Genomic DNA, 20,265 nt, shown 5'->3' on the forward strand with positions numbered 1-20,265 from the left:
TTTGCGGTCTGGCTCGAGCGAGTTTTTCCACGCAGGCGCCCAGTGCGCATGATCGGCGCCCTGGTGCATTGAGGAGACGTAGATGCAATACGCGATTTCATTATTGGGTGCACTGTTTTGCATGGTATTTCCGCTAACAACGCTTCAGGCCGAGCCATTGAAGGCTGTGCCTGCTGTTGTCACGGACAATGCAAGTTCTGCTGTCATGCTCGATGCGAAGTGGGCAAAGGACCACATAGTAGCGGTAGGGGATCACGGGGTAGTGCTGATTTCCAACGACCAAGGCGTAGCCTTTCATCAGGCAAGCGCTGTGCCCCTATCGACGCCACTGACCGGTGTCAGTTTCGCAGACGCACAGCATGGCTGGGCGGTTGGTCAATGGGGAGCGATTCTGGCAAGCAGCGATGGTGGTGACTCCTGGCAGGTCCAGCGCTTGTCCAGCAACAAGGATCGGCCGTTGTTCGCGATACATTTCTTCAACGTTCGGCAGGGGGTTGCAGTGGGGCTTTGGTCGTTGGTGCTGACTACCGACGATGGAGGTCAGACCTGGACTGAGCAGACGTTAGACACCCCATCGGGATCCAGTCGTGCCGATCTCAACCTCATGGGACTGTTTGCAAATGGCGAAGGAGCTGTTTTCGCCACTGCCGAGCGCGGTCAGGTATTGCGTTCAGATGACTTCGGCAATAGCTGGCGCTACCTGGACACTGGTTACGAAGGGACACTTTGGTCAGGCGCGGTGTTGGCTGATGGCTCTTTGCTGGTCGGCGGCCAGCGCGGGACGCTGTTGCACGGGTCCGCGAAGGGGGAAGACTGGCATCGCGTACCTCTGGAAAGAAAGAGTTCAATCACGTCTATCGCCGTGTCGGGACCGCATGTTGTCGTTGCAGGCTTGGATGGACTTATGGTGCGCAGCGACAACGGCGGACAGGACTTTCAGGAGCAACTAGTTGCCAATGGTGTTTCGTTGACCGCGGTGGTGTTGGGCGATGAAAAACAACCCATCCTTTTTTCCCGGCGTGGGGTGCTAACCGTACAACCCAGGTAGTGAGATGCCAGCTTGGTTTGCCGGTGCAAGGAGCGTTTGCCGAGCCTGAGTGACCAGCTTGCAGGTCGTGATTTTTTCCTTTTTGGGGCCTTGATGTCATCCGACGCTTGGTCCCTTTTTTATCGGCCGAGATACAGTGAATCCATGTTTACTGGAAGAAAGCTGAAGCGCCTAAGTGAAGAAGTTTGCATCAAGATATCGTCGTTACTGAGTGGCCTGCCTGCCGAAAATTTACCTCAGAGTGGTTTGATCCAGCAGTACCCATCACTGACCAGTAGCCTCGATAGGCTTGAGCAACGGCTCAATGGAAAGGAGCACTCCCTCAGCGCCAATCGGATAAACGGTCCGCAACAAGGTGGGGCAACGCTGTACTGCTGCTCAGCTTGTCGCGATATGACAAGCTGAGCGCGCCCTCTGGATATCTATCAAGCTATCTGACGCCTATCGGTCCTCAGATTGCGAAGGCCATTGTTTAGGCCATTCAGCGCGCATTTCCCTTTCCTCGAGCACGAGAAGCAGTCGCTGGCCATGATCAGCGAAAACCAAGCCAATGGAAGGCCAAGCATTCTTGGATTTTGCAAAGATTTCCAACATCCCGCCTTTCGCTCCCTCTGGATCCAACGAATCAATCCCCAGCGCTGCGCCCTCGAAAACGGACCTTCGGTTTGACGAGCGGTTGCGTCCTATTTCAAGTAACGAATGTTTTGCATAACACATGTTGCGTTAATCTTGAGAGGTTGTTAGATTTCAACAAAACAACAAAAGGCCTCTAGGAGGTGCAGTGATGATTACCCTCAAACCCAACCTGACTTTGCCAGCTGCCGGGCTCTCAGGTTTCGAGACTCCGCTCACCGAGGAAGAGGCCGCGATCCAGGCTTCTGTGCATCGTTTTTCCAAGGAAGTACTGCGACCACTGGGACGCGAGCTTGACCGGATGAGCGCCGAGCAGGTCGCCGCTGCAGGCTCGCCTTACTACACAGTATTTAGCGAATTTGCCAAGTTGGGACTGGACCCGGCGTTACTGGCGGACCTACCGCCTGAGATGGCGGTACGTATCGAATCGCTGATCGGCGAGGAACTCGGTTGGGGGGACGCAGGCCTTGGGATCTCCTTAGGCTGTGCAGCTCTTCCGCAGATGATGGCCGCTGGTGCCGGTAATGCCGAACTGGTGGAACTGTGCCAAGGCAAGATCGGCTGCTGGATGGCCACCCAGCCGGATAGAGGAAGCGACAATCAGGTTTTTGATTTCAAGCGCGACTGGCCAGCAGGTGTCCCAGCCAATATTGGCAATCTGACTGCCAAGGTGGTGGGTGACGAAATCATCATCAATGGCCAGTGTTCGGCCTGGGTTAGCAATGGTGCGGTGGCGCAGGTTGCTTGCGTCATGATGTGCGCTGACTACGGTGAAGGCTTTCTCGGTCCTGACGGCCTGCCGCACGGCGTGGCCGTAATCGTACCGCTGGACATCAAGGGCGTTTCCAAGGGCAAGCCGCTGGAGAAAATCGGGCAGCGCTCGCTGCCGCAGGGTGAGGTCTACTTCGACAACGTACGTGTTCCACGGCGCTTTGCCCTCACCGACCAGGAGCGTTACTACGGAGCTGTCAGCTCGAGTTGGTCTCATGGCGGCACTCTCATGAGCCAGACGTTTGTCGGTGTTGCTCGTGCGGCTTTCGAGTTGGCGCTTCAGTACTGCCATGAGCGCCGTCAAGGCGGCGCGCTGCTCATTGATCATCAGATGACCCGTCTGCGTCTGGGCGAAATGCTGCGACGTGTTGAAGCTGCTCGCGCGGTCGCGCGACGCTCCCTGGCCTTTGCCCGCCTGTCTCCACAAACCCACCCCTATGCCACAGCTTCCGCGAAAGTCACGGTCACCGAAGAAGCGAAGCTGGTGGTCGACGAAGCATTCCGTTTGTTTGGCGGTAACGGAACCACCCTCGAATATCCGATCGAGAAGCTGGTGCGGGATACCCAGTCAGCCCTGATCGAGGACGGTGAAAACCGAATTCTGACTATGCGCCTTGGGCTCTTGGCTCAGCAGCTCTACGCCGAAGGCTGGGCGCAAAACTGATTCATCCAACCCCGACATCTAATAACAAAATGAGGCACTCGAAATGGCCAAATATCCTGTCGTCGTATATGGCGCTAGCGGTTACACCGGCATGCTGATCATGGATTGGCTGGTTGATCAGAAGATTCCGTTCACCGCTGTAGCACGCAATGCAGCCCGCGCGAAGCAAATGATGGATCAAAGAGTGGTGGGCTTGGAGTCAGCCACTTACGAGATCGTTGAATGTGCCCACGAGGTCGAGTCTCTGGTTAAGGTTTTCAGCGGCTCCAAAGTTGTTTGCAACACTGTCGGTCCTTTCGTCCACTTCGGGTTGGAGACGGTGGAAGCCTGCCTCAAAGCCGGTTGTCACTATTTGGATTCGGCCGGTGAGCAGGAACATATCCTGGCATTGCGCGACACCTTTAGTGAGCAATTCCGCCAAGCTGGCTTGCTGCTGTCGCCGTCGTTGGCCTACATGTATACCTACGCCGAAATCGCTGCCGAATTGGCCCTGGAAACCCATGGTGTCGACGCGCTGGAGACCTCGACCCTGACTCGTGGCCCGCGTGGTGGCGCTCCGGGTGTGTCCGTCGGATCGGCAGCGACCATTTTCGAAGGCATCCGTCATCCAGGCGCCTATCTGTACGAGAAGGAGTTACTGGACTATGCGCCCAATGCCAGTTTCAACGTGGTTTGCCCCAGCCTGATGGAGTCGGTTTTCTGTCTACCTTGGGGGGGAACCTCTCTGCCGGTGTTCTTCCAGAACGACTCTCGAGTGCGCAGTTGTGCATCCTGTGTCGGCTTCTATGACAACTCGGTGATGAAGGTAGTCCATGGTCTGGCCGAGAAGTGGGAGGCTGAATACAAGCACCTGCCCAAGGAACAGCAGGACGCGGTAATCAGTAGCCTTGTGCAGTCGACTACGCCAAACATGCCGCCACGCGAGCGTAGCACCCTGCAACGTACTACGGACTTTGCCATCGGCCGCGGCCAATTAGCTGCAGTGCGTGCCACCGTACACGGCGTTACCCCTTACATCGCAACGGGCGCCCTGCATGCCGCGGCCGTCGTCAAACTGCTGGACAACGACGTCGCTAAAGTCGGCTTTGCCTCGTCCTCCAAGGCCTTCGGTCACCGCTACATGCTTGGCTTCCTTGAACAGCGTGGCCTGGCTCGCGCAACCATTACCCAGCTCTGAAGTGATGACGATGGCCATTATTGATTTCTTCGACCGCGGGTGGCGGATTAACCCGCAAGGCGCTGCTTACATCCAGGACGGCAAGGTCACGACTTTTACCGAGGCTGGTGATATGTCCTGCCGTGTTGCCAATGCGTTGCTTGCGACAGGATTGGCGCCCGGAACAAAGGGGGCTGTTTGGGCGGCCAACGATGTCACAGCTTGGCTTTGCACTTTGGGTCTTTGGCGTGCGAATTTTTGCTGGATTCCTGTGGGCGCACACAATGCCCCCGAGGAAAACCGGTACGTGCTAGATACATTTGACTGCGAGGTGCTTTTTTTCCAGAAAGAGTTCGCCGATACCGTCTCGGCTCTACGGCCGCAGTTGCCGAAAATCCGTCACTGGATTTGCATTGATGCCGATGTGGAAGACGCAGAGTCGCTGCAGCATTTCGTTGATGAGCAGCCGGCAACTGATCCGTGTGTCTCCGTCAATCCAGATGACGTGATCTGGCTTGGTCCAACAGGTGGAACAACCGGGCTGCCCAAAGGGGTGATGAATACTCATCGCAGCGTGCAGACAGGCTTTGCGCACTTCATGATCAATGCGCCTTATCCGGCCAATATCAGACCGGTGAATCTGGCGGCGGCGCCGATGACCCATACGGCTGGCATGCTGTCCATGCCCTGTACGTCCAAAGGCGGCACTGTTGTTGTGATCAGTAAGCCTGACCCTCAGCTTCTGTTAGCAGCCATTCCCACCAACAAGGTCACAGAGTTCTTTCTGCCGCCGACTGTCATCTATCGGTTACTCGATATTCCGGGTCTGAACAAGAAGGTCGACTTCTCGTCGCTCCGTTATTTCCTTTACGGCGCCGCTCCTATGTCGGTGCAAAAGTTGCGCAAGGCGATCGAGGTGTTTGGGCCGGTGATGATTGAGGGCTACGGTCAGACCGAGGCACCCGGCTCCATTGCGCACCTGACCCCGGGCGAGCACTTCGTCAATGGTGAGTTGGCCAGCGATGAGCGCCTGTCTTCTGTCGGTCGACCCAATCCACTGATACGCGTCGAGATCATGAACGACGATAACCAGATTCTTGCTCAGGGTGAAACTGGCGAGATCTGCGTGCGCGGCGATCTGATCATGAAGGGCTACTACAAGGATCCCCAGAAAACCGCTGAATCCATCATTGATGGCTGGTTGCACACCGGCGACATCGGTCACCTAGACGTCGATGGCTACCTGCACATCACTGATCGCAAGAAGGACATGATCATTTCGGGAGGCTTCAACGTATACCCGAGCGAAGTCGAACAGGTGCTTTGGAGTCACCCGGCTGTACGTGACTGCGCGGTGATCGGTGTGCCCGACGAGAAGTGGGGCGAGGCAGTCAAGGCTGTCATCGAGCTGAACGAGGGGCATGCAGTCGACACCGAAGCACTGATAGTCCTTTGCAAGGACAGGCTTGGCTCAGTCAAGGCTCCCAAGACTGTCGACATTGTGGAGTCTCTGCCGCGCAGCCCGGTTGGCAAGGTACTGAAGAAAGATCTGCGTGCCTGTTACTGGCAAGACGCCAGCCGAAAAATCTGAAGTCGAGGAGTCTTCTGATGGAAGCAATATATATCGCTGGCATCGCCATGACGGAGTTCGGACGTCATCCTGACCGCAGCGTGCAGGACTTGGCGCAGGAGGCGCTCAATGGCGCTCTGGCAGATGCCGGCGCCCAGCGCTCCGACATTGGTGCGGTATTTTATTCCGGCATCACCAATGGTCAGTTACAAGGTCAACTGTCTATTCCTGGGCAAGTTGTAATGAGCAAACTCGGCATTGAAGCCGTCCCGATGTACAACATCGAGAACGCCTGTGCTTCGGGTAGCTCAGCCGTCAATTTGGCAGTACAGAGCCTGCGCGCTGGCGTCACCGATGTAGCGTTGGCGCTGGGCGCCGAAAAGATGGTCGTAGCCGACAAGCTCAAAACACTCGCTCTATTCGAGACTGGATGGGATGTATCTACCGCCGACGAAAATTTTGCTACGTTGGCGAAAATGGGCGAGGGCATTGTCCCCCCACCCGGCTCGGAGTCGGACCGTCCATACAGTCGGTTTATGGCTATCTACGCCGGTTTTTGTCGTTGGCACATGAAGACTTTCGGTACCACACAGCGGCAGATTGCAGCTGTGTGTTCCAAGAACCATAGACATTCGGTACATAACCCGTACTCGCAGTTCCGCAAGACCTTCTCCATTGAGGAGGTGTTGGCTGCTCCACCGATTACTTATCCCATCACGCTACCGATGTGTGCGCCAATGACCGATGGCGCCGCCGCCGTGATTATTTGCACCGAGGCAGGCCTGAAACGTTTGGGGGCTGATCCCAAGCGTTGCGTACGCATCGCAGCCAGTGTGATCCGTTGCTTCACAAAGCGCAGCATGGACGAACCGGGTCTGCACGTTAGCCATTTGGCCGCGCAACAGGCCTACGAGATAGCCGGTCTTGGTCCTCAGGACATGCATGTCGCTGAGGTCCATGACGCCTCTGCGATGGGGGAAATCATCCAGGCAGAGAACCTGGGCCTCGCGCCTCTGGGGCAAGGCGGGGTCTGCGCCGAGCGCGGTGATTTCACCGTGGGCGGGCGGATTCCCATCAATCCATCCGGTGGTTTGGAGTCCAAAGGCCACCCACTCGGCGCCACCGGCATCGGTCAACTGTATGAGCTGACTACCCAGCTTCGGGGTGAGGCAGGTGCCCGTCAGGTCGAGGGCGCTCGTCACGCCATTCAGGAAAACGGCGGTGGTCTGGTCGGCGTCGAGGAAGGCGTCGTGGCCGTTCACATTTTAAGTCGTTAAAAGGTGCCGTCATGATTACTTATCGTCGCAACGAAAAAGTCAGCGCCTTCACCACCTCCGGGCAGTTTCGGCGCTTTGGCGGCTGGTTGAAGCGGCCTGCTGATCTGCAGTATCTACAAGGCTGTGTCAGCGCCGATGTGATAGTGATCGGTGCTGGTTTCGCCGGACTTTCTACTGCACTGGAACTGACCGCGCGTGGAGCCAAGGTTATCGTCATCGAGCAGGAGTTTGCGGGATTTGGTGCCAGTGGGCGTAACGCGGGATACCTTGCTGGCAGTATGGGGCTTGAGTTCGAGCTTTTCGTCAAAAAAGTGGGTCATGATCAAGCGAAGCAGATCGTCAGCTTTTACGATGCAGGTGTTCCCTACGTTGAAAATCGGTTGATCGAACTTGGTATCGACTGCGACTACAACTCCTCTGGCGTCATTCGTGCAGCCGTGCACCCCTCGCAGGAGAAACGGCTGCGCAAGAGCATGGCGGTCGGTCTCGAATTGGGCTCCGTCACGCGCTTCGTAGATCAGGTAGAGATGCGTGAACGCGGTATTCCACCAGCCTTTCTGTTCGGTACATTCCAGCAACTCGGTGGCACGCTGGACCCTGGAAAATATGTCCTTGGTCTGCGCCGCGCAGCAATTCTGGCTGGTGTTCAGCTGTATGAGCAAACCCCGTTGTTGTCCTACAGCGAGGGCCCGACCATTACTTGCAAAACTGCGCGTGGTAGCGCAAGTGCTCCGTACATGGTGTTGGCTACCAACGCTTTCACCCCGCAGCTAGGTGTGTTGCACAACAAAGTCGTACCGTTCCGGGTCTCGGCAATAGAAACCGAACCGTTATCCGCGGCACAACTGGATTCGCTGGGTTGGCAAGGGAGGGAAGGGATAGTGACTCCGCACATCACCATGGAGAGTCACCGCCTGACCGCTAGAAATACGTTGGTGCTGACTACCAAACAGCTCAGTTACGTGTATGGCTCAAAGACGCCTAATGAGCCAGACGACAGTGCCTATAAGGCATTGTCGCTAGCACTGAACGAGCGCTTCCCGACGCTGCGCGGTTTAGGTATCCAGTCTTGTTGGAGCGGTTACGTCAGCATGGCGTACGACGCATTGCCGGTGGTCGGCGCACTCGAAGCGCAAAACAACATCCTCTACACAGCAGGATGCTCTGGGCATGGTGTCGCCACCCAATCACTGATGGGGCGTCTTCTTACAGAGCGCATCTGTGGTATCGAAAATCCTTTGCTTACTGCTTTACATCACAAGACCCCAGCGATGTTGCCCGAGCCTTTGCAATGGTGCGCGCTGAATGCGGGCCTCACAGCGGCCAATTGGTTCGATCAGTGGACGAACAGAAGAGCGCGTAAAGCCGCAGCTTCGACGTGAGCCGAAGTATTTCTGAATCAGTGATTGTTAATAATAACTACACAAGAGAATAACAATGTCCAAGAAGCCGACTCCCGATAACAGCCTGGACTCAGGGCGAAGACAGTTGTTGAAACTCGCCGGTGCTACCTTGGCCGTGGGAGGCCTCGGTTTAAAAATAGGGCAGGCCAGTGCTCAGCAAAACTTTAGCCAGGAGGACGACGTTCTAGATGTCGTTATCATCGGCGCTGGTTTAGCCGGGTTGACTGCTGCCCGGGACCTGCTGCAGTCAGGCAGCCAGTCCTTCTTAGTTCTAGAAGCGAGGGATAGGGTCGGAGGGCGAACGCTTAACTACGACATTGGGGACGGTCATATCTCTGAGGTCGGTGGCCAGTGGATCGGACCGGGCCAGACTGCGGTAGAGGATCTTGCACGTCAGCTTGAGGTAGGCACCTTTGAGCAGTTCACGGAGGGGCGTACCGTCGTGATGGCGGGTGACGGACGGATGGAGATCGATCTAAAAGGATCTTTCGGCACTGACATGGCCGTCGCGAACAAGCTCAGCGAACTGTCGCGCGATGTCCCCTCAGGAGCCCCTTGGAAGTCGCCTAAAGCTACCGAACTGGACAAGCTCTCGGTTGGAGAATGGCTGGCCCGGCAGAACATCAAGCCAGAGGATCAGCCAGGGTGGGATTCAAGCTTGTCCTTAACTGGCGGTGTGACCACCGGCAAAATGGGACTTTTGCATTACCTGTCCATGATCAATTCGGCGAATCGCGATTACGAAAAACTCGACTCGATCAAAGATAGTGCACAAGGCATTCGTTTCGTTGGTGGGTCGCAGATTCTAAGCACCAGAATGGCGGAACAATTAGGCGACAAGGTGCGCCTGCAGTGTCCGGTACGCAAAATTTCAGACTGGAATCGCGAGGTCGTGACGCTGAACACAGACCAGGGACCAGTGCGTGCACGTAAGGTCATCGTTGCCATCCATCCAGCGCTGTGCAATCAAGTGCAGTTTGAACCAGCACTCCCAAGAGAACGCGCTGCACTCCAACGTGCCTGGCCTGCACATTCGCCGGCACGCAAGATGGCCATGGTGTATTCCCGCCCATTCTGGCGAAAAAAAGGTTTGAACGGGCACATCCTGATGGTCGATGGTCCGATTATCTGGGCCTGGGATAACTCACCGCCCGATGGAGAGATTGGCATCATCAACGCCTTTATCTCCAATGCAAATCTGCCTTCGGACGATGAGATCGCCAAGCGGACCTTGACTGAAATCTTCGCTAGGGCCTGGGGTGAAGAAGCGCTGAGCCCCTTGGCTTTTCACGATCATGATTGGCGTTATGATCCTTGGACGATCACCTGCGTCTCCGCAATCCCGCCAGGCTTCTGGACCACCCATGGAGAGGCCCTGCGCCCACCGTGCGGCAATTTATTTTGGTCTGGGACTGAAACTGCAGATATCTGGGCGGGTTACATGGATGGTGCCGTGCGCGCGGGCCACCAAAGTGCTTTGCAGGTGCTCAACGCACTGAGCCGGGCATAGGAGGCGAAGATGAAAAAAATGATCGCACTTGGAACATTATTGGTTCTTTTCGGGTTGCTGGCTCTATACGGGCGGGAAGCACTCGACATGTATCGTCTTTCGGAAAACATAGCGAGTAACGCCGTGGCTAAAGAGGTTGATGGCGGGCCGTGGCCGCGCCTGACCGATGCCTGCGCGACCTGTCACGGCCGCCAAGGTCAATCGCAGCACCAGGAGTATCCGAATTTGGCAGGCCAGCCTGCGCCGTACCTGACGAGTCAGCTGAAGCGCTTTGCTAACGGAGACCGGGCCAACCCGAACATGTCACCACTTGCCATGACGCTCAGCGATGCAGATATCCAATTCCTTTCGGAGTACTACGCGAAGCATACAGCCTCGACGAACTGGTCCTTTCAGCCCGATGCGGTGTTGCAGGCTAAGGGCGAAAAATTAGCGGTATCAGGAGGTTGCGTCGCCTGTCATGGCCAAGGACTGTTGGGTCACGACCAGTTTCCACGCCTGGCGGGGCAGGGCCACGACTACCTGCTAGCACAACTGAATGCCTTTGCAGATGGACGACGTAAGGACCCAACAGGGGCGATGGCGGCCATCGTCTCGACCTTGTCCGCAGATGATCGACTGGCGCTTTCGCACTACCTCGCCGCGCTCCCTCCCGTGATGAAGTGATCCATCAGCTCAGTATTTGACAGAGGCTATTGCTATGGGAATTAAAGAAAGTCTTGCGATTCTTTCAAGTGTGTTTTTGATCATTTGCGCTGTGGTTTACGGACTGAAATATGTACGTATTCAGAAAAACTATCTTCTCGGCTTTGAGTGGCTGATTGTAGCTTTCTCTGCTTCAAATCTACTGTTTTACCTGTTGACGGGGTTGACGGTTAGCTACAATATCTCTTTCTTTCTCGATGCCTTTTCCCGCGCTTTTGGCGTCCCAATTGTGGCTACACTTGGACTGATGGCAGTTACCCATAACTACCGGCCGTCCGTTACCAAAGATATCATAATTTTCACGGTATCCTTCGCCGCTACTTTTGTAATGGTACTCGCCAACTCTGTTAAAGATCAGCTTCCATACTTCTATTTGTTCATGTGGACGGGGTATAGCATCTACCTCTGCTCTTTTACGTGGCAACTGCTTCGCGTGGGGGAGTCGCTGCACGCCCTGCTCAATGCACTGACAACAGCTGCAGCATTGGCCATCGCGATCGTCTACGATTTCTTCCCTATCCCGGGTGACAGCGACAAGATGGAGTTCATAATTTACGCCCTGACCGTCTGGGGTTTCCAGATAACTCAGCAATATTATGCCTATGGTGCACTGGCACGCGCCAAGAAACATCCGTATCAATCATCTGTCCAGGCCTACGACTGACTTAGCCACTGCTTTGTAATAAGTAGCAGTTCGCTGACGGCTTATTACAAAGCAGGTACTTTCCCTTAATTTTGACTCCGCTTCGGATTATTAAAAAGACTGTCACTACCTCAATAATGAGGTACGACCCGCCGGAGACAAGGTCCTCTTGTCTCAATAGTTCAAGTAACTAAATACAATGTTCCCCCTGCGCACCTACCAGCGCGTCATAAATGTGCAATGTAGAAGCAGAAGGATTCAAGTCTCCTTTCGCGGCAATCGGGAAATCTCGGCGCTCCTAAACAACTCCTTTACGACGATAGCGAAGTTGTGTGATCGGGTCAGCGGGAGCTACCGCGTTTTCGGTCACACGACATGAACGAACCACGCGCCTGTAAGGGAGAAATGACGGGTTCCTTGCGTTACACATACTACGGTGAGTTTTACTCAACGCAGTATGTGAAGGACGAGGTTGGTACCGACTTGTGGGCAGTGGACCTCAGTGCTGTCGAGGGAACTCGGTTCGGGAAGGCTTCAATCCAGCTAGGTAATGTGCAACGGCACTTAGCTCGTCCTCTGAAAGCATGCTCGCCATAGCGTTCATCGCCTGACTTGGATCCTGACGTTGGCCCTGCTTTAAGGCTTTCAACTGGTCCAATAGATAGCCTTCACCTTGGCCAGCAATGCGTGGGCCGAGAAGGCCACCTGAGAGGTTTTCTCCATGGCAGGCGGTGCATCCCCTGGCAGAGACAGTCGCTTGCCCCCGTTGAGTTAGAGTCTCGTCATGTTCGGGAACCTCTGTCGTATTGGGGGCCTGACGGGAGAAGTATTCCGCCAGGGCTTTGATCTGCACATCACTCAAGTTAGCGGCCAACGGTCCCATCTGCGGACTGTGGCGTCGACCTTGGGCGAAGGCGTGCAATTGGGCCTCTATATAAGGTATTGGCTGGCCGGCGAGGGCTGCGTATTGTCCATTGCTAGGCTGTCCGTTGACGCCATGGCAGAGTGCGCAGGAATCCTGGATCTGTGGCCATGCACCGCCATTGGTTTCGTAACTGACAAAGTGGCGGTCAAGGGTGTCCATGAAGCGATAACCCGCCAACATATCTGGTCCGACCGCCACGGCTACCGCCGTGAGTGCTGTCACTACTGTTACTGTGCCGATCAGAAATGCTCGTTTCATCGCGCAACTCCTGGACTTGGGGTAGGGACACAGACCACCTGCCGTCCGAAGTGGAGGGTTGCAAGTTCTTCAAAGTGCTGTTCCGACCATGAGTAATGGGTGATGTTTGAGTTGCGCACCATTGCACCGATCGGGATGGTGGAAGCACGGATGGTCGCTATTTGTTCCGTCATGATCTGCTCCCAGTTTTTGCCAACGCCTGAAGCGCAACCAGTGCAGCTCGATGACCTGAGCGGACCGCACCATCCATACTACTGGCCCAAATCTCCGCTGTTTCAGTGCCGGACCAGATCAGGCGGCCGACAGGGGGAGTCAGGTATTGGCCCCATTTCATCAGAAATCCAGGTGGTATGGAGCCGACACAGGTCAGAGTCCAAGGGTCAATCTTGCCCCAGTCTTGGTCATGGAATTGCGTGGGGTGCAGCGCTTCCTCGCCCAGTACCTGTGCATAGATGGCCGAAAGGCTGTTTTTCGCAAGCTCGGCATCATGGGGTAGCTGGGCGGCCCTCACGAAGGCGCTGAGAATGCCGACACTGCCATCCGGAGGGGAGTTGTCATAGGAAAGGATCAGTGGACCGTCGGCCTGGCTGATCTGGCCGTTAAAACCCTTTTCACGCCAGAACGGGCGCTTATATACATGCACGGTTTTGCGCATAGGTGCATGTGAAGGCCAGAGCTGTTGCAATTGCGCGCGCCCGCTGGGGAGTGGCGGATCGAAGCTGATCTGATTACATAGGGCAGGGTGCAGCGCTGCGATGACTTGCCGTGCGCGAATGATGCCTTGATCGGTGTGCAGTTCGACGACGTCGCGATCCCAACCAACGATCTTGCGTACTGGACAGGACAACCTGACCTTGTCGCCCAACGCTTGCGCCATCTTGGTGCTAAGGATCTGCGATCCACCGACAAAGCGAGTTTCCTGAGCGCCACCCTGCCAGCCTTCAAGCTTCGACATGCTGCAGTCTGAGGAGTTGATGATGGAAAGGTAGTGCAGCAAAGCTAGATTCGAGGGCGGTGTTCCTGTGGTCAAGCCTACGGATGTATCGAAAGTGAATTTCTCGACGTTACTGATCCCCTGACGTGCCAGCCATTCGCCGACCGAGAGTTTGTCCAGAGCTGCGGCATCTGCCGCCTCCCATGGCTGATTGCTGGGTACGCCGCGCGCTAGTTCGTTCAGTTTATCGATGGTTAGATTGGGGGCGCCTTGGCTGCTCCCAATCTCCTCTTCGTACTTGGCGTCCCCCGCCAGATAAACAGTCTTTCCTTGGTAATAGGTAGGGAAGGTGTCGACTTCCAGTTCGCGAGCCAAATCGAAAATGGCAGTCTGACCAGGCCCGATCCATTGGCCGCCTGCCTCCGATACAACCCCGTTGCCCAAGTCGTGGTTATAGGTACGGCCACCTACGCGGTTCCTGGCTTCCAAAAGCATGAAGGAGTCGCAGCCAGCCCGTTGGAGATCCCGCGCGGCGGTCAGACCGGCGAGCCCACCTCCAATAATGGCAACCCCTAGCACATCATCCTGTGCTTCTCCCAATGTTTGGGCTGCGGCTCGTCCGCTGAGCGTTATTCCTCCAACAATCGCCGCGCTTCCTATTACCTGCAGAAGCAGGCGCCGCTGGCGTGCTGACAACGACAACTCATTGCTATCTGGATCCATCTTCGCCTCGGTCAACTCTATTGTAATAATTAGCATAACCGTCGTTATGTAAATTAACTCAGAACTGGCGCGATGAAAAGTGAAGAATGAAAACCCCTGAACGGGTCAAGGAATCAACACTGAATACATCCCTCTGCGAAGAGGTGTCTGTGTTTGAGACTCGCAACGTCGCGTAGCCGGTGGCGTTCGTGCCTCCGGCTACTAAGGCTACGCAGTAGGGCTTCGTCGAACTATGCTAAAGAGGAGGGGAGTAGTAGAAGTGTTAAGCGATTCGAAGACATACAGCTGATTAGGTGCCAGTTCCTGTATTCGCTGAAGCGGCCATCGCCAGCTCGTGCTTCACAACATTTGTACAAGATTACTGGCGAACAGCAGGCAGATGCATCGTGGTTGACTGCACTTCCTGCCAAACCGATGCGAGCACTTTTGGGGCAATTATCCTGTCGCTTTTTTCGCCTTGGGCGGTCGCTTGCTGCTTGCAGGGGGAGAAATTAAGGTGATCAGCGCATCTAGCAGTGCCTGCCCACGCTCCGCGCCGAAACGCTCGGGATCGATTGGGAGCATCATCAGCCAGCCATCGCTGACGGCGCTAAGCTGATCAGCAATCAGGTCAGCAGGGACGTCGTCCCGGATCTTTCCTTGACGTTGTCCATCTTCGAGAACCGAAGTAAAGACTTGGCGAAACTTGGAATAGCGCTGTTTGATGACGGTAGCAAATGCCGGCTCGTGACGAGCGTGGGTGAGCAGTTGCAGCCAGGCCAGCCAATTGTCAGGTTCGTCGAAGCTGATCCACTGCAGCCATTGCTGGATGAGTGATTTGATATCGAGCTGTTCGCGGTTGATTTCCAAGAGTGCGTCAACTCTGTCAAACAGATTTTGGGCGACCTCACTTACCATTTCTTCCTTGTTGGCGAAATAGTAAGTCACCGCCCCTGTGGTGCATCCTGCGTGCTGCGCCACTTTGCGCATTGAGGCGCCGGCATATCCCTCTCGTGCGATCACTGCAATCGCTGCCGTCAATAGCTCGTTACGCTTGGCATTGTGGTCACCCACAGGTCGACCTCTGCGAGCCGTAGGTTCTGACTCGAGATCGCGTACGTGTTGGGTTCTGGATTGTGAGCGGCTTTGGGCGTCAGGCATAGATATCGTCAGTCCGTTGGGAAGATCGCGCACCGCTGGCTACGGCTTGCCAGGGCGCGGCCAAGCATAGGTGAATTGTTTGAATAAAGCACTCGTGGAGCACGGAGAGTCTTGAAACCGCGGAGCCGACACAGCATTTACGGCCGTCTCCGCGAGAGACACCTTCAGTCATTAGCGCGGAATATCACAGGGGCGATATTGGTGAAATTCGCGACATCACCGATTACTTCCAATGTCTTAGGGGAACTTAGGGCGGCATCGATTCCAACCTGGTCGGCGAAACGCAGGATTACCATGCCGGCCAAAGGCTGCGGTCCTTTGGCGGGAAACAAGATCTCAGCCGATTGCAGGCCGAACTCGCCCCATGCGGCTCGCGCAATAGGGATATGGGTAGCCAAATAGTAGTCACGGTCGAATGTGGAGTCAGCGGCCATGGGATAGCTAACAGTCAGGGTAGCCATGGGAGGTCCTTATATTTGTTGTAGGGAAAACAGAAAGCGCAACACTCAGGCGTCGCCGCAGCCCGCAACAGCTACAGCACGGATCTCCACGCGGAGTTCTGGGAGAGCTAGCTGTGAGATGCCGACAGCCGTCCAGGATGGATAGCGATCGGGGAAATAATGGTCCTTAACCTTCGCAAACGCAGGCATGTCACCTTGGACTTCTGTGTGAAATGTCATCAGCTCGACTACGTCAACCAGACTGGCACCCGCTGATTTGAGGACCTCTTTGAGGGCCTGGAAGGCCAAATGTGCCTGCTCCTCGATGCCATTGGCAGGCGTCATATTGGCGTCGATTCCCACTTGCCCGGAGACCCAGATCATGTCACCGACACGGGTAGCCTGGGAAAAATGAAAGTTGTCATAGAACACTTGAGTCGAAGGCGGATTGATGGATTGGCGCTTGAGGTTTTGAGCATTCATCGGCTGTACTCCGGTCAGATGAGTTGACGAAAGGTTGCGTGGCGGAAAGGATCGCCAGCGTTCAGCGTCGACAGCTGTTCGCTAAAAAGGACACCCTGCTTCGGATAGCCCGAGTCACTGTGGTCCGGTAACGGATGGAATGTGGCGTCGTCGCCGAAGAAGCGGAAAACAAAGGTGTGACGATCGGGAAAGTCCGTGTCTACCGGAGCACCACCATGAAGAGAACCAGGATGCAGTATCACCACGTCACCTGGTTCGGTGGCCCAAGAGAGGATCTCGTATGCATCGGGGTTTAAGCATCGCTCAGCTTCTACGTCCGGCAGGCGGGGTAGGGCGCCGCCACCATGCAGGGGCTGAGTCGGGTCCATAGGATCGCGAAAAGTTGTGCCGTCGTAGCGAGGGCCTCGATGGGAACCGCGAACGATCTCAAGTGCATTCTTCTTGGGAACGGATTCAAAGCTGATCCATGCGTTACCCCAGTGGTTGCCTGCCCAAGGTAGGTAGGAAGTGTCCTGATGCCAGAGGGTGCGGGAGCCATGCCCACCAGCCTTGAGAAACACTTCCTCAGCGAAATACCAGACCTTTTTCGAAACCCAGAGGTCGGCAAAAAAATCACCGAAAGGCAAGGAAGATACCAGCTCCTCCAATCGTTCTTTGGCGAGCGGATTTGCGTTGTCGACGTGAGATTGCTGATCGGTTCCATTGAACATTCGAGTTGCGTGAGGGCCATGGTTTTCCACTGCCCAGTCATAGGCTGCCCGGCAACGCGCCAATTGTTCGTTGTTCAGCAGCCCTTTGATCAGAATTGCCCCGTCTTCCAAAAAGGCTTTGCGAAGAGAGTCGTTCATGGTGCTGTCTCCTCTGAGTTTTACTCTCGAATGAGGCTGAGACTAGCAGTGCTCAATCTTTCACGCAACGACTGTTATGTTTATTTTTGAAGGGAAAATCACTCTATCCAATGGTGGGCTATGGTGCGCAATTTACGTCTAAAGATTTGGTAGCTTTAGCCAGCATCAGGGTAGGGCGTCACGCTGGGAGTGATGTCTTCGCTAATTGGAGGCGGCCTCGGTAGCGACCGCAATGCTAGGGAGGCATTACGGACGCAGGCCGTTGAAAATCACTTGGCGGGATGCTCGTGATCGCAAGCTGTAAGTTCTGAAACAAGATCCTTCAGTTCACTGAGATGACATTCGTACGAGCCTCTCGGCATCAAACCGAGTTCATTGTTCGCATTGCCGCCAAGGACAGGACGGTCATGTATGAGTGCGACTTTTTGGCCCAGCCGGGCAGCGGTCAAAGCGGCGTCTGTTTGGGCTTTCTTATCCGAGCCCATGGCCACATGGTCAGAAGTCGTACTTGACGCCGATCATCCCCTCATAACTATGGCTGTCAACGTCAAAGGCTTTCTGGTAGCCCGCAGAGAGGCTTGGAAATCGACGCCCAAGTTGACCACCCACCAGCTCCCGCCAATTGAACCGCAGTGGCATTGATACCTTGGGGAAAAGCTCTGCCGAATAACTCTGAATGGTTTGTATTATCAATTGATAAATTCAGAAACGAATTTTAATTGATTCTTATGAGTCATTATTGACTCATAAGAATCTTTGTTGCATTGTGTGTTCCCTACGCGGCGAAGAGAGATGGCTCCAGGTATCTGAAAGTCTGTGAGCAGAGCGATCAGTGAATTGCTTGGCTGGCCCGGCGAAGGAAGGTCTTCGAAGCCGTTCATGCCTTTTTTTGTGCCAAACATTCTGAGGGGAAAAGCATGTCTTCGAGTAAGTCTGTAATCACGGTGAAAATCTTAATGTCCTCTGCCATAGATGTTGCGAAAAAAAGAGAGGTCATTAGTTTGGTAGCTCGGCTTAGAACATTGCCTGGGTGTCTTTCCTTTAGCCTGACCCAGAGTAAAAGTGATAATCAGCTTTGGGTGTTAAATAGCCACTGGGTAAATGATGCCTCTATGAGAAGTTATTTTTTTGAGCAGGACTTGTCTGATTTAGTTCAGATTTTTGTCGGGCGTTGCAAGGAGATGCGATTCAATACTCACTTCGGCGATGAGGAGAATGCCCGTGTGGTTTGATGAACAGGCTCTGAGAAAAATTGACTTGAATTCGTTATTGACATTCATGATGGTGTACCGGGAAAAAAATGTTTCTCGTGCGGCCTTCCAGTTAGGTGTTACTCAGCCTGCAGTAAGTAATGTGCTTCGTGAGTTGCGGCATAGGTTTGATGATCCGCTGTTTGTTCATCGCTGCAGGTATATGGAGCCGACGTCTTTGGCTGTAGGGATAGCTGCGCTACTTGGGCCTGCGATGTACCTCATTCAAACATCTTTGGAGTTGAGGCTTGCTGATGGTTAGATTAATTTTGTGGGGCGGATTATTTTTATCTGTGGCATTCTGGTGCTGGTATTTGATAATAAGATTCTATGTTTATTGACTTGATTTCAAGTTGCAAGCCGTAAGATGCCCGACTCTAGAGAGCTAAATTGGCCGTTCCGATGAATCGGGAGGGGAGCGATAAAGGTTAGTAATTGGCATGGCCTATCAACACGAGGACGCTCAGACTTGGCGTTTGTTTTCGAGTCAGACGCATCTTTTCAGGTCGCTCCTTCGGGGCGACAAGCCCCGGCTTACCTAATTAGCCGAGCATTTCCTTAATGAAGGATGCAACGCTCTTGGCATCGTCGATTCCTCGGTGATAAGTACCCTGCCATTTCAGGCCCAACGACTCAATCGTTTGCATAAGTCCTTTCGGTCGATTGTCATATAGGCCGGCATGCTATTTCCTGGCATTGAAATGTGGCACGCCTTCGAGCAGTCCAGACCTATAATGGTTTTTGAACGCTGACAGAACAGCTACCGTCAACGCCGGCTGGACGCTGATACAAAGTCCCGCTCAAATTAGGCTTCAAACTCTTTGATTCCCTATAGATCTCATCAAAGGCCAGCAATGTCCCAGAAAAATTTTTATCGCCGCCGGGCGCTGGCTGCACGGCTCACTAAGCTGATAACGCAAGTGGCAGTGGGCAGTGCTGCTGCGTCAGGTGTCTTCCTGACAGCGCCACGCCGAACCGGGAAGTCCACTTTCGCCCGCGAAGATTTGAGGCCTGCCTTGGAAGAGGCGGGAGCCATTGTGTTGTATGCCGATCTTTGGAAGGACCTGACGACAGAGCCAGGAGCTGTCATCGTCGAGACTGTCCGAGAAGCTATTGGACGTGACGAGAAACTCATGAGCCGATTGGCGATAGCTCCCGGGCTGGAACCGGTAAGTGTCGGTCGCGTGAATTTCAACGTGAACAAAATTGGGCTCGGGAAAGAAATCGGTCTCACCAAGGCATTAGAAGCGCTGTCCGATGAGGCGAAAAAACTCATTGTTCTGATAATCGACGAAACACAACATGCGATCACGACAGACGAAGGCGCCGAAGCGCTCTTTGCGCTAAAGGCGGCCAGGAACGAACTTAACAGCTCCAAACATTATGGTCTTCGCATCGTTTGCATCGGATCAAAGCAAAACAAGCTTGCCATGCTTCGCAATAGCAGCGATGAGGCGTTTTTTGGGAGCTCAATGCTGCAGCTCCCAATGTTGGATGAAGACTTTGTTGACTGGTATTGCAAGGCGCTTGACCTTCCAAATAATCTCGACCATTCAGATGTATTCCAGTTGTTTCAAGAGAGTGGTTATCGGCCCGAAATTCTCAGCGCAGCCGCAGACGGTATCCGTTTCAATCTCACCGTCGACCCTAAAGCCATCCTGGTGCGTTTTGCCGATCTTGTCCGAGCGCAAGCGGAAGCGCTCAATGCGAATCTTAAGATGGTGATTCATAGCCTCACACCGATCCAGTCTGCCGTCATTTGTGTGATGGGTGCAAAGGGTGAGGGATTCGCGCCCTTCGAATCTTCGACTATGGAGTTGTATGCCAAAGCGATAGTGAACGCTGGCATAGCCACAAGCGAGCCGAAGGTCGAAGTGCCAGATG

The 20,265-nt window shown here is 54.5% G+C and carries 19 protein-coding genes; 12 read left to right on the plus strand and 7 right to left on the minus strand.

From position 1 onward, the window contains the following. Window positions 1–82 precede the first annotated feature (82 nt). The 9 genes from ACRESD_RS00640 to ACRESD_RS00680 all read left to right on the plus strand — a co-directional run bounded on the left by ACRESD_RS00640 (window position 83) and on the right by ACRESD_RS00680 (window position 11,401). A complete protein-coding gene (locus ACRESD_RS00640) occupies window positions 83–1,048 on the plus strand; it encodes a WD40/YVTN/BNR-like repeat-containing protein (protein ID WP_431749162.1) in 966 nt (321 codons plus the stop codon). A 784-nt stretch (window positions 1,049–1,832) separates the two neighbouring features. Further along, window positions 1,833–3,116 carry an acyl-CoA dehydrogenase family protein gene (locus ACRESD_RS00645; protein WP_431749163.1) on the plus strand — a complete coding sequence of 428 codons (1,284 nt, stop codon included), beginning with the start codon at window positions 1,833–1,835 and terminating at the stop codon, window positions 3,114–3,116. A gap of 43 nt (window positions 3,117–3,159) precedes the next feature. Continuing rightward, complete coding sequence (locus ACRESD_RS00650) at window positions 3,160–4,293, plus strand: saccharopine dehydrogenase family protein (protein ID WP_431749164.1); 1,134 nt, start codon at window positions 3,160–3,162, stop codon at window positions 4,291–4,293. A gap of 10 nt (window positions 4,294–4,303) precedes the next feature. After that, window positions 4,304–5,863 carry an AMP-binding protein gene (locus ACRESD_RS00655; protein WP_431749180.1) on the plus strand — a complete coding sequence of 520 codons (1,560 nt, stop codon included), beginning with the start codon at window positions 4,304–4,306 and terminating at the stop codon, window positions 5,861–5,863. Between the two features lie 17 nt (window positions 5,864–5,880). After that, complete coding sequence (locus tag ACRESD_RS00660) at window positions 5,881–7,119, plus strand: thiolase family protein (protein WP_431749165.1); 1,239 nt, start codon at window positions 5,881–5,883, stop codon at window positions 7,117–7,119. Between the two features lie 11 nt (window positions 7,120–7,130). After that, window positions 7,131–8,501 carry an NAD(P)/FAD-dependent oxidoreductase gene (locus tag ACRESD_RS00665; RefSeq protein ID WP_431749166.1) on the plus strand — a complete coding sequence of 457 codons (1,371 nt, stop codon included), beginning with the start codon at window positions 7,131–7,133 and terminating at the stop codon, window positions 8,499–8,501. Window positions 8,502–8,556: 55 nt separating this feature from the next. After that, window positions 8,557–10,032 (plus strand): flavin monoamine oxidase family protein, encoded by a 1,476-nt coding sequence (locus ACRESD_RS00670; RefSeq protein ID WP_431749167.1) that lies wholly within the window; start codon window positions 8,557–8,559, stop codon window positions 10,030–10,032. Window positions 10,033–10,041: 9 nt separating this feature from the next. Continuing rightward, window positions 10,042–10,698 carry a c-type cytochrome gene (locus ACRESD_RS00675; protein WP_431749168.1) on the plus strand — a complete coding sequence of 219 codons (657 nt, stop codon included), beginning with the start codon at window positions 10,042–10,044 and terminating at the stop codon, window positions 10,696–10,698. A gap of 34 nt (window positions 10,699–10,732) precedes the next feature. Beyond that, entirely contained in the window at window positions 10,733–11,401 is a 669-nt protein-coding gene (locus tag ACRESD_RS00680; protein WP_431749169.1) for a hypothetical protein, read from the plus strand. A gap of 478 nt (window positions 11,402–11,879) precedes the next feature. Here ACRESD_RS00680 and ACRESD_RS00685 read toward each other — a convergent pair whose 3' ends face one another. The 7 genes from ACRESD_RS00685 to ACRESD_RS00715 form a co-directional block, all read right to left on the minus strand. Continuing rightward, window positions 11,880–12,563, minus strand: a complete 684-nt coding sequence (locus ACRESD_RS00685; RefSeq protein WP_431749170.1) for a c-type cytochrome — start codon at window positions 12,561–12,563, stop codon at window positions 11,880–11,882. Between the two features lie 169 nt (window positions 12,564–12,732). Beyond that, window positions 12,733–14,220: an FAD-dependent oxidoreductase gene (locus tag ACRESD_RS00690; protein WP_431749171.1), complete on the minus strand. Its 1,488-nt coding sequence runs from the start codon at window positions 14,218–14,220 to the stop codon at window positions 12,733–12,735. 435 nt (window positions 14,221–14,655) lie between these two features. Beyond that, window positions 14,656–15,360 (minus strand): TetR/AcrR family transcriptional regulator, encoded by a 705-nt coding sequence (locus ACRESD_RS00695; RefSeq protein WP_431749172.1) that lies wholly within the window; start codon window positions 15,358–15,360, stop codon window positions 14,656–14,658. Window positions 15,361–15,524: 164 nt separating this feature from the next. After that, the gene (locus ACRESD_RS00700) at window positions 15,525–15,821 is read right to left on the minus strand and encodes an EthD family reductase (protein ID WP_431749173.1); all 297 of its coding nucleotides are present in this window, start codon (window positions 15,819–15,821) and stop codon (window positions 15,525–15,527) included. 45 nt (window positions 15,822–15,866) lie between these two features. After that, a complete protein-coding gene (locus ACRESD_RS00705; protein ID WP_431749174.1) occupies window positions 15,867–16,283 on the minus strand; it encodes a RidA family protein in 417 nt (138 codons plus the stop codon). 14 nt (window positions 16,284–16,297) lie between these two features. Further along, entirely contained in the window at window positions 16,298–17,131 is an 834-nt protein-coding gene (locus ACRESD_RS00710) for a phytanoyl-CoA dioxygenase family protein (protein WP_431749175.1), read from the minus strand. Window positions 17,132–17,400: 269 nt separating this feature from the next. Further along, on the minus strand, window positions 17,401–17,616 hold the full coding sequence (locus tag ACRESD_RS00715; RefSeq protein ID WP_431749176.1) for an FAD-dependent oxidoreductase: 216 nt from the start codon (window positions 17,614–17,616) through the stop codon (window positions 17,401–17,403). A gap of 432 nt (window positions 17,617–18,048) precedes the next feature. Here ACRESD_RS00715 and ACRESD_RS00720 point away from each other — a divergent pair, with 432 nt between their 5' ends. The 3 genes from ACRESD_RS00720 to ACRESD_RS00730 form a co-directional block, all read left to right on the plus strand. Beyond that, complete coding sequence (locus ACRESD_RS00720) at window positions 18,049–18,363, plus strand: antibiotic biosynthesis monooxygenase (protein WP_431749177.1); 315 nt, start codon at window positions 18,049–18,051, stop codon at window positions 18,361–18,363. Continuing rightward, window positions 18,353–18,643, plus strand: a complete 291-nt coding sequence (locus ACRESD_RS00725; protein WP_431749178.1) for a LysR family transcriptional regulator — start codon at window positions 18,353–18,355, stop codon at window positions 18,641–18,643. The genes ACRESD_RS00720 and ACRESD_RS00725 overlap by 11 nt, the downstream gene beginning before the upstream one ends. Window positions 18,644–19,235: 592 nt before the next feature. After that, window positions 19,236–20,265: ATP-binding protein (locus ACRESD_RS00730; RefSeq protein WP_431749179.1), on the plus strand; the 1,030-nt coding region annotated here is incomplete at its 3' end.

Source organism: Pseudomonas sp., from assembly GCF_050739995.1.
Lineage (GTDB): Bacteria > Pseudomonadota > Gammaproteobacteria > Pseudomonadales > Pseudomonadaceae > Aquipseudomonas.